16 protein-coding genes, 1 tRNA gene and 1 other annotated feature are annotated in these 16887 nt (G+C 33.7%); all 17 genes read right to left on the reverse strand.

The genetic code is table 11. From position 1 onward, the window contains the following. Positions 1 to 21: 21 nt before the first annotated feature. Positions 22 to 264 (reverse strand): ribosomal L7Ae/L30e/S12e/Gadd45 family protein, encoded by a 243-nt coding sequence (locus KQI42_RS11545; protein ID WP_216519922.1) that lies wholly within the window; start codon positions 262 to 264, stop codon positions 22 to 24. 110 nt (positions 265 to 374) lie between these two features. Next, positions 375 to 3917 (reverse strand): DNA-directed RNA polymerase subunit beta', encoded by a 3543-nt coding sequence (gene rpoC, locus KQI42_RS11550; RefSeq protein ID WP_216519923.1) that lies wholly within the window; start codon positions 3915 to 3917, stop codon positions 375 to 377. A 45-nt stretch (positions 3918 to 3962) separates the two neighbouring features. After that, positions 3963 to 7667: a DNA-directed RNA polymerase subunit beta gene (gene rpoB, locus KQI42_RS11555; RefSeq protein ID WP_216519924.1), complete on the reverse strand. Its 3705-nt coding sequence runs from the start codon at positions 7665 to 7667 to the stop codon at positions 3963 to 3965. A 271-nt stretch (positions 7668 to 7938) separates the two neighbouring features. Further along, positions 7939 to 8322 carry a 50S ribosomal protein L7/L12 gene (gene rplL, locus KQI42_RS11560; protein WP_216519925.1) on the reverse strand — a complete coding sequence of 128 codons (384 nt, stop codon included), beginning with the start codon at positions 8320 to 8322 and terminating at the stop codon, positions 7939 to 7941. Positions 8323 to 8360: 38 nt separating this feature from the next. Continuing rightward, a complete protein-coding gene (gene rplJ, locus KQI42_RS11565) occupies positions 8361 to 8888 on the reverse strand; it encodes a 50S ribosomal protein L10 (protein WP_216519927.1) in 528 nt (175 codons plus the stop codon). Between the two features lie 17 nt (positions 8889 to 8905). Next, positions 8906 to 9043, reverse strand: a sequence feature (ribosomal protein L10 leader region). Positions 9044 to 9081: 38 nt separating this feature from the next. Then, entirely contained in the window at positions 9082 to 9780 is a 699-nt protein-coding gene (gene rplA, locus KQI42_RS11570) for a 50S ribosomal protein L1 (RefSeq protein ID WP_216519928.1), read from the reverse strand. Between the two features lie 60 nt (positions 9781 to 9840). After that, positions 9841 to 10266 carry a 50S ribosomal protein L11 gene (gene rplK / locus KQI42_RS11575; RefSeq protein ID WP_216519929.1) on the reverse strand — a complete coding sequence of 142 codons (426 nt, stop codon included), beginning with the start codon at positions 10264 to 10266 and terminating at the stop codon, positions 9841 to 9843. Between the two features lie 95 nt (positions 10267 to 10361). Then, on the reverse strand, positions 10362 to 10913 hold the full coding sequence (nusG, locus tag KQI42_RS11580; protein ID WP_216519930.1) for a transcription termination/antitermination protein NusG: 552 nt from the start codon (positions 10911 to 10913) through the stop codon (positions 10362 to 10364). Positions 10914 to 10949: 36 nt separating this feature from the next. Continuing rightward, positions 10950 to 11156: a preprotein translocase subunit SecE gene (gene secE, locus KQI42_RS11585; RefSeq protein WP_216519931.1), complete on the reverse strand. Its 207-nt coding sequence runs from the start codon at positions 11154 to 11156 to the stop codon at positions 10950 to 10952. Positions 11157 to 11186: 30 nt separating this feature from the next. After that, positions 11187 to 11336: a 50S ribosomal protein L33 gene (gene rpmG / locus KQI42_RS11590; protein WP_216519932.1), complete on the reverse strand. Its 150-nt coding sequence runs from the start codon at positions 11334 to 11336 to the stop codon at positions 11187 to 11189. Positions 11337 to 11565: 229 nt separating this feature from the next. Beyond that, positions 11566 to 12759: an elongation factor Tu gene (gene tuf / locus KQI42_RS11595; protein WP_216519933.1), complete on the reverse strand. Its 1194-nt coding sequence runs from the start codon at positions 12757 to 12759 to the stop codon at positions 11566 to 11568. Between the two features lie 81 nt (positions 12760 to 12840). Beyond that, a tRNA-Thr gene (locus tag KQI42_RS11600) sits at positions 12841 to 12916 on the reverse strand. A gap of 58 nt (positions 12917 to 12974) precedes the next feature. After that, positions 12975 to 13619, reverse strand: coding sequence for an RNA polymerase sporulation sigma factor SigH (gene sigH / locus KQI42_RS11605; RefSeq protein ID WP_216519934.1), 645 nt, complete (start codon positions 13617 to 13619; stop codon positions 12975 to 12977). An 80-nt stretch (positions 13620 to 13699) separates the two neighbouring features. Next, positions 13700 to 14233 (reverse strand): NYN domain-containing protein, encoded by a 534-nt coding sequence (locus KQI42_RS11610; RefSeq protein ID WP_216519935.1) that lies wholly within the window; start codon positions 14231 to 14233, stop codon positions 13700 to 13702. Next, positions 14217 to 14963 (reverse strand): 23S rRNA (guanosine(2251)-2'-O)-methyltransferase RlmB, encoded by a 747-nt coding sequence (gene rlmB / locus KQI42_RS11615; RefSeq protein ID WP_216519937.1) that lies wholly within the window; start codon positions 14961 to 14963, stop codon positions 14217 to 14219. Before rlmB ends, KQI42_RS11610 begins: the two co-directional genes overlap by 17 nt. A gap of 10 nt (positions 14964 to 14973) precedes the next feature. Next, a complete protein-coding gene (locus tag KQI42_RS11620; RefSeq protein WP_216519939.1) occupies positions 14974 to 16065 on the reverse strand; it encodes a glycerol dehydrogenase in 1092 nt (363 codons plus the stop codon). Positions 16066 to 16111: 46 nt separating this feature from the next. After that, complete coding sequence (thyX, locus tag KQI42_RS11625) at positions 16112 to 16873, reverse strand: FAD-dependent thymidylate synthase (protein WP_216519940.1); 762 nt, start codon at positions 16871 to 16873, stop codon at positions 16112 to 16114. Positions 16874 to 16887 lie beyond the last annotated feature (14 nt).

Genomic DNA, 16887 nt, shown 5'->3' on the forward strand with positions numbered 1-16887 from the left:
ACCTCCTTCTATTTTTTAATATTATTTTAATAATGCAGCAGTTGCCGCATTAACGTCAATACCACAAGCATCTCCAAGTTTTTTCATAGTTTCTATATAAATAACTTGAATTTGCTTTTCATTACAAATTCCTATTATATCATCTACAACTTTGTTTTCTGCATCCCTTGCTATAAATACTGCTTCAACATTGTTTAAGTTTAATGCTCTTTTAACTTGTTTAGTACCAACAATTTTATTGCCACTGTTAAGCTTAGAAAGCATAAAGTTTCCTCCTCCTTTAAACATTTTAAAGATTATGTGGACATTTAGCCCACATAATCTTTATGTCATCAAGAGTCCACTTCCAATTTACACACTCATTTATTTTATCATCAGTTATTTTCACTGTCAACATAATTTTCTTCAGACAGTTCTATATCTTCTTCATCTTCCTCATTTTCTATTAAAATATTCACATTCTTATATCTTTTCATTCCTGTTCCTGCAGGAATTAACTTACCAATAATAACATTTTCTTTTAATCCTAGCAGGTGATCCTCTTTACCCTTAATTGCAGCATCTGTAAGAACTCTAGTAGTTTCTTGGAAAGATGCAGCCGATAAGAATGATTCAGTAGCTAAAGAAGCTTTGGTTATTCCCAATAGAGTTTTTCTTCCAACCGCTGGCTTTCCACCATTTTCCACTGCTTCTTTATTAGCTTCATCAAATTCATAACTACTTACTAGGCTTCCAGGCAACATATCTGTATCTCCTGCTTCTTCTATCTTAACCTTGCTTAACATTTGTTTTACTATTATTTCAATGTGCTTATCGTTAATATCTACACCTTGAAGCCTGTAAACTCTTTGCACTTCTTTTACTAGATAATTTTGGACTCCTTGAATTCCTTTAATCTTTAATATATCATGAGGATTTACTGATCCGTCTGTAATTTCATCTCCAGCCTCAACTGCATCTCCAGGTTTTACCTTCAATCTTGATCCATAAACTATAGTGTAGGTTCCAGTTTCTCCATCAGGACTTGTAACTACAACTTCTTTTTTTCTCTTAGTTTCATTAATGCTAACTACACCTGATATTTCAGAAATTACAGCTAACCCTTTTGGTTTTCTTGCTTCAAATAATTCTTCAACCCTAGGTAAACCTTGGGTAATATCGGCACCCGCTACTCCACCTGTATGGAATGTACGCATAGTAAGTTGGGTTCCTGGTTCCCCTATAGATTGAGCGGCAATAATACCTACTGCTTCTCCAATACTAACAGGATCTCCATTAGCAAGGTTCCTACCATAACAATGAGCGCATACTCCAAATTTGGTTTTACAACCTAATACAGATCTAACCTTCACTTCTTGAATACCAGCTTCTTCAACAGCCTCTGACATATCTTCCGAAATCATTTCATTCTTCTTAACGATTACTTCTCCCGTTTTAGGATGTACTATATCTTCAAAGGAATATCTTCCAGCTATTCTATCTTTTAAATCTTCTATTACTTCTCTGCCGTCTTTAAAGGCTTTAACTAATAAATATTGATCTGTATCACAATCTATTTCCCTAACAATAACGTCTTGACTAACGTCAACCAATCTTCTAGTTAGATATCCTGAGTCAGCAGTTCTTAAAGCTGTATCTGCTAGCCCTTTTCTAGAACCATGGGTAGAAATAAAGAATTCTAATACACTTAAGCCTTCTCTAAAGTTAGATTTAATAGGTATTTCAATAGTCTTACCCGAAGCACTTGCCATAAGCCCCCTCATACCTGCAAGCTGTCTAATTTGGTTTTTACTACCTCTCGCCCCAGAATGAGCCATAATGTATATATTGTTCATAGTATCTAAACTATCCATTAAAGCATCTGTTACATTTTCAGTAGTCCTATTCCAAATTTCAATTACCTTCTCATATCTTTCTTCATCAGATATAAGTCCTCTTCGGTATGATTTTTCAAATTTATCAACTTCTTCTTCTGCTTTAGCTAGTAGTTCTCCTTTATCATCAGGTACAATAATATCTCCCATTGAGACCGTAATAGCACCAATTGTTGAATAATGGAAACCTGTTTCTTTAATATGGTCTAATACTGTTGCAGTAACTGTATTCCCATGTTTTCTATAACATTTCTCAATAATATCTCCTAAAGCTTTTTTATCTACTAATCTGTCTACTTCTAAAGAGTATTTATCCTTAGACCTATCTATGAAACCTAAGTCTTGTGGTATATTTTCATTTAGTATAAATCTACCTACAGTACTCTCTACTAATTTACCTTTATCTTCTTCATCTAATCTCATTCTAACTTTTACTCTAGCATGGATTCCTACTGCTCCAGTATAATAAGCATGGAGCATTTCATCAAAATCCTTAAACACTTTTCCTTCTCCAATTTCTCCAGGTCTTTCAACAGTTAAATAATAACTTCCTAGAACCATATCTTGAGTTGGAGTAGTAATAGGCTTACCATCTTTTGGTGCTAAAATATTGTTAATTGATAACATCAAAAGTCTTGCTTCTGCTTGTGCTTCTGTAGATAAAGGTACGTGAACAGCCATTTGGTCTCCATCAAAGTCTGCATTATAAGCTGTACACACTAGTGGATGAAGTTTTATAGCCTTTCCTTCTACTAAAACTGGTTCAAAAGCTTGAATTCCTAGTCTATGAAGAGTAGGAGCTCTATTCAATAGTACAGGATGATCTTTTATAACAGCATCTAAAACATCCCACACTTGAGGTTTTACCCTTTCAACCATTCTTTTAGCACTCTTTATATTGTGAGCATGACCTTCTTCTACCAGCTTTTTCATAACAAATGGCTTAAATAGCTCTAATGCCATTTTTTTAGGAAGACCACATTGATAGAATTTAAGTTCTGGACCAACTACTATTACAGAACGACCTGAATAGTCAACTCTCTTACCAAGTAAGTTTTGTCTAAACCTACCTTGCTTACCTTTAAGCATATCCGATAGAGATTTTAATGGTCTATTACCAGGACCAGTAACAGGTCTACCTCTACGCCCATTATCTATCAATGCATCTACAGCCTCTTGAAGCATCCTTTTTTCATTTCTCACTATTATATCTGGTGCACCTAAATCTAGCAATCTCTTAAGTCTATTATTTCTATTGATAACCCTTCTATAAAGATCATTTAAATCTGAAGTAGCAAACCTACCTCCATCCAACTGAACCATTGGTCTTAAATCTGGTGGTATTACTGGTATAACATCTAATATCATCCATTCTGGTTTATTTCCAGACTTTCTAAAAGCTTCAACTACTTCAAGCCTTCTGATTATCCTCACCTTTTTTTGTCCAGAAGCATCCCTAAGTTGACTCCTCAGATCTTTGCCTTCTTTTTCTAAGTCAATTTTTTCTAATAATGCTTCAATAGCTTCAGCACCCATCATAGCCTTAAACCTATTTTGATATTTATCATAAGCTTCTCTAAATTCAGGTTCAGATAATAATTGTTTCTCATATAGAGGCGTATCTCCTCCATCCACCACTATATAAGAGGCAAAGTACAATACTTTTTCTAAAGCTCTAGGTGACATATCAAGCATAAGCCCCATTCTACTCGGAATACCTTTAAAGTACCAAATATGAGATACAGGAGCTGCTAATTCAATATGCCCCATTCTTTCTCTACGAACTTTAGATTTAGTTACTTCTACTCCACATCTATCACATACTACACCTTTATATCTTACTCTTTTATACTTCCCACAATGACATTCCCAGTCCTTTGTAGGTCCAAATATTTTTTCACAAAAAAGCCCTTCTTTTTCTGGTTTTAATGTTCTGTAGTTTATAGTTTCCGGTTTTTTAACTTCTCCCTTAGACCATTGTCTAATTTTTTCAGGAGACGCCAGACCAATCTTTATTGAATCAAATGTATTTAATTCAAACAAGGAGCTTTCTCTCCTTTCTATAATAAAGTTATATAAATAAACTAACTAAAAATCGTCATCATCAAAGTCGTCATCATCATCTTCCATAATAAATCCTTCTGGTAAATCTTTATCATCTCTATCATCATCTTCATCTTCGTCGTCTTCAATATCTTCTTCATCATTAGCTACGAATATTCTTTCTTCAGCTAAATCTTCACCCATTAGCTCTAAATCTGATAGCTCATCATCTACCGATTCTTGAATTTCAATTTCATTATCTTCTTCAGATAAAACTTTAACATCTAAAGCCAAACTTTGTAACTCTTTTATTAATACCTTAAAGGATTCTGGTACGCCTGGTTCAGGAATGTTTTCTCCTTTAACTATCGCTTCATAAGTTTTTACTCTTCCTACAATATCATCAGATTTAACTGTTAAAATTTCTTGTAGAGTATGAGAAGCACCATAAGCTTCAAGAGCCCAAACTTCCATCTCTCCAAATCTTTGACCACCAAATTGTGCCTTACCTCCAAGAGGTTGTTGCGTAACTAAAGAATAAGGTCCTGTGGATCTAGCATGAATCTTATCATCTACAAGATGGTGAAGCTTTAACATATACATATATCCTACAGTTACAGGACTATCAAAATAATCCCCAGATCTTCCATCTCTTAGATATATTTTTCCGTTCTCTGGATATCCAGCTTCTTTTAAAGCATCTATAATATCTTGTTCATTGGCACCATCAAATACAGGTGTTGCTACATGCCATCCCAATTTTTTAGCTGCTAATCCTAAGTGAACCTCTAGAACTTGACCCAAGTTCATACGAGAAGGTACCCCTAAAGGATTAAGAACTATTTGGACTGGTGTTCCATCTGGTAAATAAGGCATATCCTCTTCAGGAAGTATCCTAGATATAACTCCTTTATTCCCATGACGACCACACATTTTATCCCCTACGTTAATTTTTCTCTTGGTAGCTACATAAACTCTAACCATTTGGTTTACCCCAGGTGGTAATTCGTCTCCATTTTCTCTTGAGAAAATTTTCACATCTACTATAATACCAGCTTCACCATGAGGCACTCTTAAGGAAGTATCTCTAACCTCTCTAGCTTTTTCACCAAAGATAGCTCTAAGAAGTCTTTCTTCTGCCGTAAGCTCTGTTTCACCTTTAGGCGTCACCTTACCAACCAGTATATCTCCTGATTTAACTTCTGCACCTATCCTTATAATTCCTCTTTCGTCTAGATCCTTAAGCATGTCATCTCCAACGTTAGGGATATCTCTAGTTATTTCTTCAGGTCCTAGTTTAGTATCTCTAGCTTCTGATTCATATTCCTCAATGTGAACAGATGTCAGCGTATCCTTCATAACTATCTTTTCACTAATTAATATAGCATCTTCATAGTTATACCCTTCCCAGGTCATAAACGCAACTAGTAAGTTTTTACCTAAAGCAATTTCACCTAGTTCAGTACTTGGTCCATCTGCAATGACTGTACCTTTATCAACTCTTTCTCCTTTAGCCACTATAGGCCTTTGATTTATAGTAGTACCTTGATTGGAACGTTTAAACTTTAATAGTTTATATTTATCAATTTGTCCATCTTCATCCCTCTTGATTAGTATCTCATTAGAACTAACTTTATCTACAATTCCTGCACTTTTAGATACCACTACTACTCCAGAGTCTTTTGCGGCTTTATATTCAATTCCAGTTCCTATTATAGGTGATTCGGTTTTAAGAAGCGGAACTGCTTGACGCTGCATGTTTGCTCCCATTAACGCCCTGTTAGCATCATCATTTTCAAGGAAAGGAATCATTGCTGTACCTACAGATACTATCTGCTTAGGTGAAACATCCATATAATCCACTTCATTAATAGGGAATATATCAATTACTCCTTCTTTACCTCTGGCTACTACTCTTTTATTAATAAATTCTCCTTCAGGACTTAAGTGCTCATTAGACTGAGCAATTATAAATTCATCTTCAATATCTGCTGTTAAATAATCTATTTGCCCAGTTACAACTCCAGTACCTTTTTTAACTTTTCTATAAGGAGCCTCAATAAATCCATATTCATTAATTCTCGCATAGGTAGTTAAAGATGTTATAAGTCCTATATTTGGGCCTTCTGGAGTTTCTATAGGACACATTCTACCATAGTGAGAATGGTGTACGTCTCTTACTTCGAAACCAGCTCTATCCCTACTTAGACCTCCAGGTCCTAAAGCAGACATTCTTCTTTTATGAGTTAATTCTGCTAATGGGTTAGTCTGATCCATAAACTGTGACAACTGGCTACTCCCGAAAAATTCTTTGATAGATGCAACTACTGGTCTTATATTGATTAAAGCTTGTGGTGTTGCTACATCAATATCTTGAATAGTCATTCTTTCTCTAACTACTCTTTCCATACGTGATAGACCTATCCTAAATTGATTTTGCAACAATTCTCCAACAGAACGAAGCCTTCTATTGCCTAGATGGTCTATATCGTCAGTAATACCGATACCATTAAATAGATTGAATTCATAGTTAATACTTGCAATAATATCATCAATTATTATATGTTTAGGTGATAACTCTTTTATCCTCTCTTTTATAGCTTCTTTTAAATCTTCAGCATCTTCATAGGTATCTATTAATTCTTTCATCAAAGGATAATATACTTTTTCTTTAAGTCCAAATTCTTCTAAAGAGAAGGGTAAATCAAAAGCCTTTGAATCTACAAAATTATTGCCTAGTACCCTAACTTTTCTTCCATCGTCTAATAATAAATCTACTACATTAATACCGCTATTTTCAATTTCTATAGCTTGATCTCTAGTAATTTTTTCTCCTTGAGCTACAAACAATTCTCCTGTTTCTAAATTATGAATATCTTCTGCGGCTCTCTTTCCATAGATTCTATTATATAGAGCTAACTTTTTATTAAACTTATATCTTCCAACTTTTGCTAAGTCATATCTCTTTGGATCAAAAAATAGATTATTCAAAAGAGTTCTTGAACTATCAACGGTAGGCGGTTCTCCTGGTCTTAATCTTTTATAGATTTCTATTAAAGCTTCTTCTTCTGTGTTGGTATTATCTTTTTCTAATGTTCTTAATACCTGCTCTGTTTCTCCAAGGACTTCCATTATTTCTGAATCAGTTTTAATCTTTAATGCCCTCAACAGTGTTGTAACAGGTAATTTTCTTGTTCTGTCTATTCTTACGTAAACAATATCATTGGAATCAGACTCATATTCTAACCAAGCTCCTCTATTTGGAATTACTGTAGAGGAATATAGTCTCTTCCCAACTTTATCGATTTCTTCTACAAAATAAACTCCTGGGGATCTAACCAATTGGCTTACCACTACTCTTTCAGCACCATTGATTATAAAAGTACCTTTATCTGTCATTAAAGGTAAATCACCCATAAATACTTCTTGTTCTTTCACTTCACCAGTTTCTTTGTTTATTAGTCTCACTTTTACCTTTAAAGGTGCTGAGAAGTTCGCATCTCTTTCCCTAGCTTCGTCTTGACTATACTTTGGCGAATCTCCGATGTGATAATCAACAAATTCTAATATTAAATTTCCCGTATAATCTTGAATAGGAGAAATATCTTCAAAAACTTCTCTTAAACCTTCTTCCAAAAACCAGTCATAAGAACTTTTTTGTACTTCAATCAAATCAGGTAAATCTAGTACTTCTTCGATACGTGAGTAACTCATCCTGACGCGTTTTCCATATGTAACAGGATGTACCATTCAAAATTCACCCCTTATTAAACTAAAATATCCAAAAGCATAAAATACTTTTGGTAATACTCTGCCAAGCTAAATATATTATAATATTGCCATATAACTAAATATTTATACAGAAAGGCACATAATTTCGTTATTATGCATTTAGATATACTACCATAGTACAATCATTATGTCAAGTTGTTTTTTAATTTATTCTAAATTATAGTCAATAAATTTTAGGCATTAAAAAAGGCTTTCGATTCTTTGAAAGCCTTTTTTTATTTTCTAACAACTATTTTAATTCTACACTTGCTCCTGCTTCTTCTAATTTAGCTTTTAATTGATCAGCTTCTTCTTTAGAAGCTCCTTCTTTAACAGCTTTTGGTGCATTATCTACTAATTCTTTAGCTTCTTTTAATCCTAATCCAGTTAATTCTCTTACAACTTTAATAACTTTAATTTTTTCTCCTCCAGCACTTGCTAATATAACATCAAATTCTGATTTTTCTTCTGCTGCTGGAGCTGCTGCGCCTGCTGCTGGAGCTGCAACTGCTGCAACTGGAGCTGCTGCACTTACTCCGAATTCTTCTTCTAAAGCTTTAACTAATTCTGATAATTCTAAAACAGTTAAATTTTTAACTTCTTCAATTAAATTTAATACTTTTTCACTTGCCATTTTATATATCCCTCCATAGTAATTTTCTTTTTAAATTATTAAGCTTCTTGTTGTTCAGCTATAGCATTTAATACATACACAAGATTTCTAACTGTACCTTGAAGTACATTTGCAAATCCTTGAATTGGTGCATTGAATCCACCAAGCACTTGAGCTATAAGTACTTCTCTTGATGGTAAGTTAGCTAAGTCTTTAACGCTATTTATATCAATTACTTTACCATCTACTATACCTGCCTTGATTTCAAGTTTTTCATGTTCCTTAGCAAATTCACTTGTAACCTTAGCTGCTTGAACTGGATCATCATATCCAAATGCAACAGCATTTGGTCCTGTAAGAAATTCATTAAAATCTTCTAATCCAGAATCCTTAAAAGCAAACCTCATCATAGTGTTCTTATAAACTTTATATTCAACACCAGCTTTTCTATATTGACTTCTTAACTCAGTTAATTCTTCAACATTTAATCCTCTATAATCAACCAATACAACACTTTGAGCTTTGCCAATTTTTTCTTTAATCTCATCAACTATCTGACTTTTAGCTTGAAGGGTTTGTTCCTTCACCGACTTCACCTCCCATAGGTCGAATAAATAAAGGTCCCTCCGCAGACACAGAGAGACCCTAATTTCAATTTAATGATTAGTCTAAATCTCACCTCGGTAGGAAAATTTAAACCCCTTAGGATCCCTACTGTCTACGGTAGCCTATTTATTTAACATAATAATTCTATCAGTAAACCTATATGTTGTCAATAGATTAGTCCATTAATTTTTGTGAATTTATTTTAATTCCAGGTCCCATTGTACTTGATAAGGAAATACTTCTTAAGTATCTACCTTTAGCTGCTGCTGGTTTTGCTTTTATTAAAGCATCAACAATAGCATCGAAATTTTCCGTTAGTTTTTCTGTTCCAAAAGATGCTTTTCCAATAGGTACGTGTACAATACTTTCTTTATCAACTCTATATTCAACTTTACCAGCTTTGATTTCTTTAACAGCCTTTTCTACTTCAAAAGTTACAGTTCCTGATTTTGGATTTGGCATTAATCCTTTTGGTCCAAGAATTCTACCAATTCTTCCTACTACACCCATCATATCTGGTGTTGCAACTACTACATCAAAATCTAACCAACCTTCATTTTGGATCTTAGCAACTAGCTCTTCGCCACCTATAAAATCTGCGCCTGCTGCTTCTGCTTCTTTAATCTTATCACCTTTTGCAAAAACTAATACAGTTCTTGTCTTACCTGTACCATGAGGAAGTACTACTGCTCCTCTAACTTGTTGGTCAGCATGTCTTGGGTCTACACCAAGTCTTACAGATAACTCAACAGTTTCATCAAATTTAGCTTTCGCTGTTTTTTGTACTAATTCAATAGCTTCTGCTGGATCATAATGTGTTGTTCTATCAACAAGCTTCATGCTATCTTGATAATTCTTACCTCTTTTTGCCATAATTCATTACCTCCTTGTGGTTCTAACGGAAACTCCTCCCACTTTTCAAATCTTTATATATTATTCTTCTACTACAACGCCCATGCTTCTTGCTGTTCCTGCAATCATACTCATAGCAGTTTCAACACTACTAGCATTTAAGTCCGGCATCTTTAATTCTGCAATTTCTCTTAATTTAGCTTGAGAAATTTTAGCAACTTTTTTCTTGTTAGGTTCACCAGAACCTGATTCAAGTCCTACAGCTTTTTTAATCAATACTGAAACAGGTGGTGTTTTAGTAATGAACGTAAAAGATCTATCCTGATAAACTGTAAGAACAACTGGTATTATCATTCCTGCTTGATCTGCAGTTTTTGCATTGAACTCTTTTGTAAATTGCATAATATTAACTCCATGAGGTCCTAATGCAGTTCCTACAGGTGGTGCTGGAGTAGCCTTACCAGCTGGTATTTGTAATTTAACTAACGCTATGACTTTTTTTGCCATAAAAGTTCCACCTCCTCATTTCCATTGTGGTTTGGCGGGATAAACCCTCCCACTTAATTGTATATCTATTTAAAAAGCTAATTAGCTTTTAAAAACTATAACTTTTCAACTTGGTCAAAATCCAATTCCACAAGAGTCTCTCTTCCAAACATAGATACATATACCTTAACTTTTCTCTTTTCTAAGTTTATATTATCTACAGTTCCCATAAAATTCTCAAAAGGTCCTGATATAACTTTTACCACATCTTTTGTTTTTAAATCTATGGATGGTAAAATAGTCTCTTGAACTCCTAAAGCCTTTACCTCTATATCCGTCAACGGAACCGGCTTCGAACCTGGTCCTACGAATCCCGTTACACCTCTTGTATTTCTAACAAGATACCATGATTCATCATTAATAATCATCTTCACAAGAACGTATCCAGGGAAAAGTTTTCTTTCTTTAAGCTTCTTTTTCCCGCCCTTAGCTTCCATATATTCTTCAGTAGGTACAACCACTTCAAATATATCGTCTCGCATTCCTCTGTTTTCTACCATTTTTTCAATGTTAGCTTTAACTTTGTTCTCATGACCTGAATAAGTATGGACTACATACCATTTAGCATTAATAGCCCTCTTTTCTCTACTTTCAACCTTATCCGTCATATACTTGGGGACCTTATGGTCCTTCCCTCCTTCACATTACTTAATAATTAACGATAAAACACGGTGTATACCAAGGTCTAAGGCCCATACTACTAAACCAATAATAACACTTATTAGAATAACTACTCCTGTATAGCTTACTAGTTCATTTTTAGTAGGCCAGATTACTTTTCTCATCTCAGCCTTAACACCTCTAAAATACGTGCGCATCTTACCTTTGTTTGCACCGGTCTGAGCTGCCATCTAATTCACATCCTTATCTAATTATAGTTATTATTTTGTTTCTTTATGAGCAGTATGAGTCTTACAGAATTTGCAATATTTTTTTAGTTCGATTCTTTCTGTGTTTTTCTTCTTGTTTTTAGACGAAATATAATTTCTTTGTTTACACTCAGTACAAGCCATTGTGATTCTATCTCTCACTTAAAACACCTCCTACCAACAGAGTATATATGTTAATTGCAGTTGCTTCCGGGTACAATAACCCACCATTAACTACATTACTTAATATAAACTATCACAAATTAAAATCTATGTCAATAAAAAAATATACCTTCAGATTAGGCAGTCTCTATAATTTTATGTAGTTTTCTAGATTTTTATCCAAATAAAACCTTAAAAAAGACTAGGTCAAAAGACCTAGTCTTTTTTATTACTTAATAACTTTAGTTACAACTCCAGCTCCTACTGTTCTACCACCTTCACGAATAGCAAATCTTAATCCTTCTTCCATTGCTATTGGTGTAATTAGTTCAATTGTAAATTTAGCGTTATCTCCTGGCATTACCATTTCTACGCCTTCATCTAATTGAATATCTCCTGTTACGTCTGTTGTTCTGAAATAGAATTGTGGTCTGTATCCGTTAAAGAACGGAGTATGTCTTCCACCTTCTTCTTTTGTTAATACGTATACTTCTGATTCAAATTTTGTATGTGGTGTTATACTCTTTGGTTTAGATAATACTTGACCTCTTTCGATTTCTGATCTTTGTACTCCTCTTAATAACGCTCCTATGTTATCTCCTGCTTGAGCTTCGTCTAGTAGTTTTCTAAACATCTCTACTCCTGTTACTACTACTTGTCTGGATTCTTCTGATAATCCTACAATTTCTACTGTGTCTCCAGTCTTTACTACTCCTCTTTCTACTCTTCCTGTTGCTACTGTTCCTCTTCCTGTTATACTGAATACGTCTTCTACTGGCATTAGGAATGGTTTATCTGTTGCTCTTTCTGGTTGTGGAATGTATGCATCCACTTCTTCCATTAATTTAACAATTTTGTCTCCCCATGGTCCGTCTGGTTCTTCTATTGCTTTTAATGCTGATCCTACTACGATTGGTGTGTTGTCTCCGTCAAATTCATATTCGGATAGTAATTCTCTTACTTCCATTTCTACTAATTCGATTAATTCTTCATCATCTACCATATCTGCTTTATTTAAGAATACCGCTATCTTTGGTACTCCTACTTGTCTTGATAATAATATATGTTCTCTTGTTTGTGGCATTGGACCGTCTGCTGCTGATACTACTAAAATAGCTCCGTCCATTTGTGCTGCTCCTGTTATCATGTTCTTAACGTAGTCAGCATGGCCTGGACAGTCTACGTGTGCATAGTGACGGTTTGCTGTTTCATATTCTACGTGAGATGTAGATATTGTTATTCCTCTTTCTCTTTCTTCTGGAGCTTTGTCTATGTTGTCATAGCTTATTGCTTCTCCTGAACCAAATCTTTTGTTTAGTACCATTGTAATTGCTGCTGTTAATGTTGTTTTACCATGGTCAACGTGACCTATTGTTCCTATATTTACGTGTGGTTTGTTTCTTTCAAATTTTGCTTTTGCCATTTTCTTACTCCTCCTTAATTAAATATATAAGTAATTTGTTATAAGAAAACTCATCCGGGTGTTTCTTTTAGTTAACTTTTATGGAGCCCATGACCGGACTTGAACCGGTGACCTCTTGCTTACCATGCAAGTGCTCTACCGCCTGAGCTACATGGGCATTTTTAACCACTGCTAATTATTTTACTATTTAGTTATTAGGTTGTCAAGCTTAAGTTTTATTCTCTAAATTCTAAGTATCTTTCGAGTTTTCTTTTTACTCTCTGTAATGCATTATCAATGCTTTTTACATGCCTGTCCAATTCTTCTGCAATTTCTTGGTAAGACTTTCCGTCTATGTAAGCCATTAAAACTTCCCATTCTAAATCGCTTAAAAGTTCGCCAATTTTAGATTCCATAGAATCTAATTCTTCTCTGCTAATTATCAGCTCTTCTGGATCAGTTATCTTAACCCCTGATATTACGTCTAATAAAGTCCTATCTGATTCTTCATCATATATAGGTTTGTTAAGAGATACATAGGAATTTAAGGGAATATGCTTTTGTCTTGTGGCTGTTTTTATGGCAGTAATTATTTGTCTAGTAATACAAAGTTCTGCAAAAGCTTTGAAGGACGTAAGCTTGTCCTTATCATAATCACGTATTGCTTTATAAAGACCAATCATTCCTTCTTGAACAATATCTTCCCTGTCAGCTCCTATAAGAAAATATGATCTAGCCTTACATCTTACAAAATTCTTATACTTATAGATTAAGTATTCTAACGCAAGAGGAACGCCACTTTTTGCTTCTTGTACAATGTCTTCATCATCCATGTTGTCATAGATAATCACATCTACTTCATTGTATACGCCTAACCCCACCAAGCATCCCCTCCAAATTATATTTAATTCACCCCACACAATTAATTAAATTATAATTAAAACCTATGAATTAGTCAAGTTTATTCACTGTTATTTCCCCAATTATTAAGCTTATTTAAAGTATCTTCATCTAATCTTCCAATCAACAAGTCATTTTTTTGATTATTGGTTGTTCGATTACGTTTCATAAGCTTTTTTTCATTAAATATTTCTACCTCCAATTCTCTAGCAGAAATACGAGTGCCTCCTCTTCCTAATATTATTTGCTGCTCCATCCAATCCGAAGTAGCTACCCTTACTTTTTTTATCCTGCCTATTTCATCTAAGACTCTTTCTATATATTGATCTGCAGTTTCACTCTCTTTAGTGTAAACCACTTCTACTCCTTTAACACCGTATCTTTTTCCGCTATTCCCTTTTACTAAATGAGCGTCAAAAACTACTGTAATTTTAATTCCAGAATAATGCTGATACTCAGCCATTATTTCAACAAGCTCATTTCTTGCCACTTCTAAACTCATTTTACTTAAATCTTTAAGTTTTTCCCAAGAGTTTATTATATTGTAGCCATCTACAAAAAGATACTCTTTAGGTTTTTTATTTTTTGCTGCCATATTTTTGCCTTATAACTTCATATATTAATATGGAGGCAGCATTAGAAGCATTTAAGGAAGATATATTACCCAGCATTGGAATTTTAACTAAAACATCGCATTTCTCTTTAACAAGTCTTGATATTCCTTTTCCTTCATTCCCTATAACCAAGGCTAATGATCCTGTTAAATTGGTATTAAAATGATATTCATTTCCTTCCATATCAGCACCATATATCCATAACCCCTTTTCCTTCAGATCATCTATGGTACTGGATATATTATTCACTTTAGCAACCAACATATGCTCTACTGCTCCAGCAGAACTTTTATATACAGTTTGAGTAACAGAAGCAGACCTTCTCTTTGGTATAATTATTCCATGAGCGCCTCCACATTCTGCTGTTCTAATGATGGCTCCTAAATTATGTGGATCTTCTATTCCATCTAAGATGATTATAAAAGGATCTTGATTTTTTTCTTTTGCACTGTAAAAAATTTCTTCAATAGAAGAATAACTATAGGAAGTGGCTAAAGCAGCCACTCCCTGATGTGAATTACCTTCCGCCAAGTTATCTAACTTGTTTTTATCTACTTGTTGAATAACTATATTCCTATCCTTCGCAATACCAATAATCTTATTTATGGACCCTTTATTATCTCCATTTAAAACATATATTTTCTCTACCTCTTTATCAGATTTCAGAAGTTCAAGAACTGGATTTCGTCCTACAATATATTGCTCATTCATTTTCTCGTTCCTACTTTCTATACTCTCTGCCTAAAGCGTCTGCTGTAAGTATAGCAGCATATACTTCTTCTTTAGTTACTTCAAAAGGCATATTATGAATAGTTTCTCCTGGAACACAACTTAATTCTGCTACTTCCATAATTTTTTCCTTAGAAACTTCCTTTATATTTAATTCTTCTAGTGTAATAGGTAATCCTATAGAGTCACAGAAAGATAAAACTTCTTCAATTTCATCTAAATCTGCATTTTCTAATACTAGTTGAACAAGAACACCAAAAGCTACTTTTTCTCCATGATATAAATTATGAGTTTCTTCTATGGCTGTAAATCCATTATGAATAGCATGAGCTGCAGCCAATCCTCCACTTTCAAATCCAATTCCACTTAAATAAGTATTAGCTTCTATTATATTTTCTACTGCTTTTGTAGGCACTTTTTGCTCAATAGCCAATTTAGCTTTTAATCCTTCATTTAATAATGTATCATAGCATAGTTTAGCTAAAGCCATAGCAGCTTCTGTAGTATATCCTCCTGCCATGGTCTTAGAATTTGAACTTTTACTAGCTCTAGCTTCAAAATAAGTGGCTAAAGCATCTCCCATTCCTGCTACCAATAATCTTGCAGGAGCATTAGCAACAGATTCATTGTCAATAAGAACTATATCAGGGTTCTTTGGTAACAATAAGTATTCTTCAAACATGCCGTCATCAGTGTATAAAACAGATAAAGCACTACAAGGTGCATCTGTGCTAGCTATTGTAGGTACTATAACAACAGGCATTTTTTCATAATAAGCAACCGCTTTAGCTGTATCATGAATTTTTCCTCCTCCAATGCCTATTACAACATCAGATTTTTTTTCTTCTAATATCTTTCTCAATCTATTTATTTCATTTTTTGAACATTCACCATTAAATATTTCAAAATATAAATTTCCTTCATTACCAAAACTTTCTTTTATCTTTTGACCAAATCTTTCCATCCCACTTTTGCTTATAATAACAAAAAATGAGTTCCCTAAATGGTTAACATGATCCTTAATTCTATTTAATTCTCCATTTCCTTGTATATATTTACTTGGTGAAATAACTATTTTAGCCATTTATACCACTCCTTTGTTTTTATCTTTTTATTTTTTGTTTTTATATTTATAATTTACTAAACTTATCTCTAACTTCTATTATCTTTCCACAAGTCATTTTACCTTCTGGACAAGGTCCTCTTAAACAGCTAGGACCTGCATTTTTAAACAGAATTGGATAAACTATCTTAACTTCTTTAAGCATTTCTACTGCTAATTCTCTTATTTCCCATTGGGCTCTATTACAACATCTAAGTTTAAAAAAGTTCATCAAGCTCCTTGTATTCATTGTAAATACTATTTTGGTTTCACAAGCATTAGGAAAGATGTATCTAGAATCTTCTATAGACTCCTTTTCACTTTTAAGTTTAGCTTCTTTTTCTCCTAAACCTTCTTTAATATATTTATCAAAATGTTCTTTAAATAACAAGTCTGTAATTTCATTATAATATTTTTGATCTTCTTCCATAGCTTCAATAAATAACTTTTTTGCCTTTGGATTGTTATTAATAGATGGAGGAATTATATATTCAAATTGATCTAGCTTTACATATCTCTGAGATTGTTGTGAAAAGCTTGCAATTCTATGTCTTACTAATTGATGGGTTAGAGTTCGTGAAACTCCTTCAACTCCAAAGGTAAAAGTTACATGCTCTATGGGACTTTCATGTCCTAAATCTATTAATATTTTTAAAAATTTCTCTGTTTTTTCTTCATCTAGGTTTTCTTCTATTTGACTTATACCAGTAGGTGAATAACAAAGTTTTGCTGCTGCAGCTATTAGTTTCTCTCCATCTGGAGTATATCTTAGAAGTTCTACTTTAGCCATACTTATCCCCCTTT

The organism is Tissierella simiarum, from assembly GCF_018917865.1.
Classification (GTDB): domain Bacteria; phylum Bacillota; class Clostridia; order Tissierellales; family Tissierellaceae; genus Tissierella_C; species Tissierella_C simiarum.

Excerpts from the sequence above, each read along its gene's own strand:
- rplK (WP_216519929.1), bottom strand. The coding sequence starts at position 10,266 with ATGGCAAAAAAAGTCATAGCGTTAGTTAAATTACAAATACCAGCTGGT.
- nusG (WP_216519930.1), bottom strand. The coding sequence starts at position 10,913 with ATGACGGATAAGGTTGAAAGTAGAGAAAAGAGGGCTATTAATGCTAAA.
- KQI42_RS11610 (WP_216519935.1), bottom strand. The coding sequence starts at position 14,233 with ATGGCAGCAAAAAATAAAAAACCTAAAGAGTATCTTTTTGTAGATGGC.
- tuf (WP_216519933.1), bottom strand. The coding sequence starts at position 12,759 with ATGGCAAAAGCAAAATTTGAAAGAAACAAACCACACGTAAATATAGGA.
- rpoB (WP_216519924.1), bottom strand. The coding sequence starts at position 7,667 with ATGGTACATCCTGTTACATATGGAAAACGCGTCAGGATGAGTTACTCA.
- KQI42_RS11545 (WP_216519922.1), bottom strand. The coding sequence starts at position 264 with ATGCTTTCTAAGCTTAACAGTGGCAATAAAATTGTTGGTACTAAACAA.
- rplA (WP_216519928.1), bottom strand. The coding sequence starts at position 9,780 with ATGGCAAAAAGAGGTAAGAATTATCAAGATAGCATGAAGCTTGTTGAT.
- KQI42_RS11620 (WP_216519939.1), bottom strand. The coding sequence starts at position 16,065 with ATGGCTAAAATAGTTATTTCACCAAGTAAATATATACAAGGAAATGGA.
- secE (WP_216519931.1), bottom strand. The coding sequence starts at position 11,156 with ATGGCAGCTCAGACCGGTGCAAACAAAGGTAAGATGCGCACGTATTTT.
- rplL (WP_216519925.1), bottom strand. The coding sequence starts at position 8,322 with ATGGCAAGTGAAAAAGTATTAAATTTAATTGAAGAAGTTAAAAATTTA.
- thyX (WP_216519940.1), bottom strand. The coding sequence starts at position 16,873 with ATGGCTAAAGTAGAACTTCTAAGATATACTCCAGATGGAGAGAAACTA.
- rlmB (WP_216519937.1), bottom strand. The coding sequence starts at position 14,963 with ATGAATGAGCAATATATTGTAGGACGAAATCCAGTTCTTGAACTTCTG.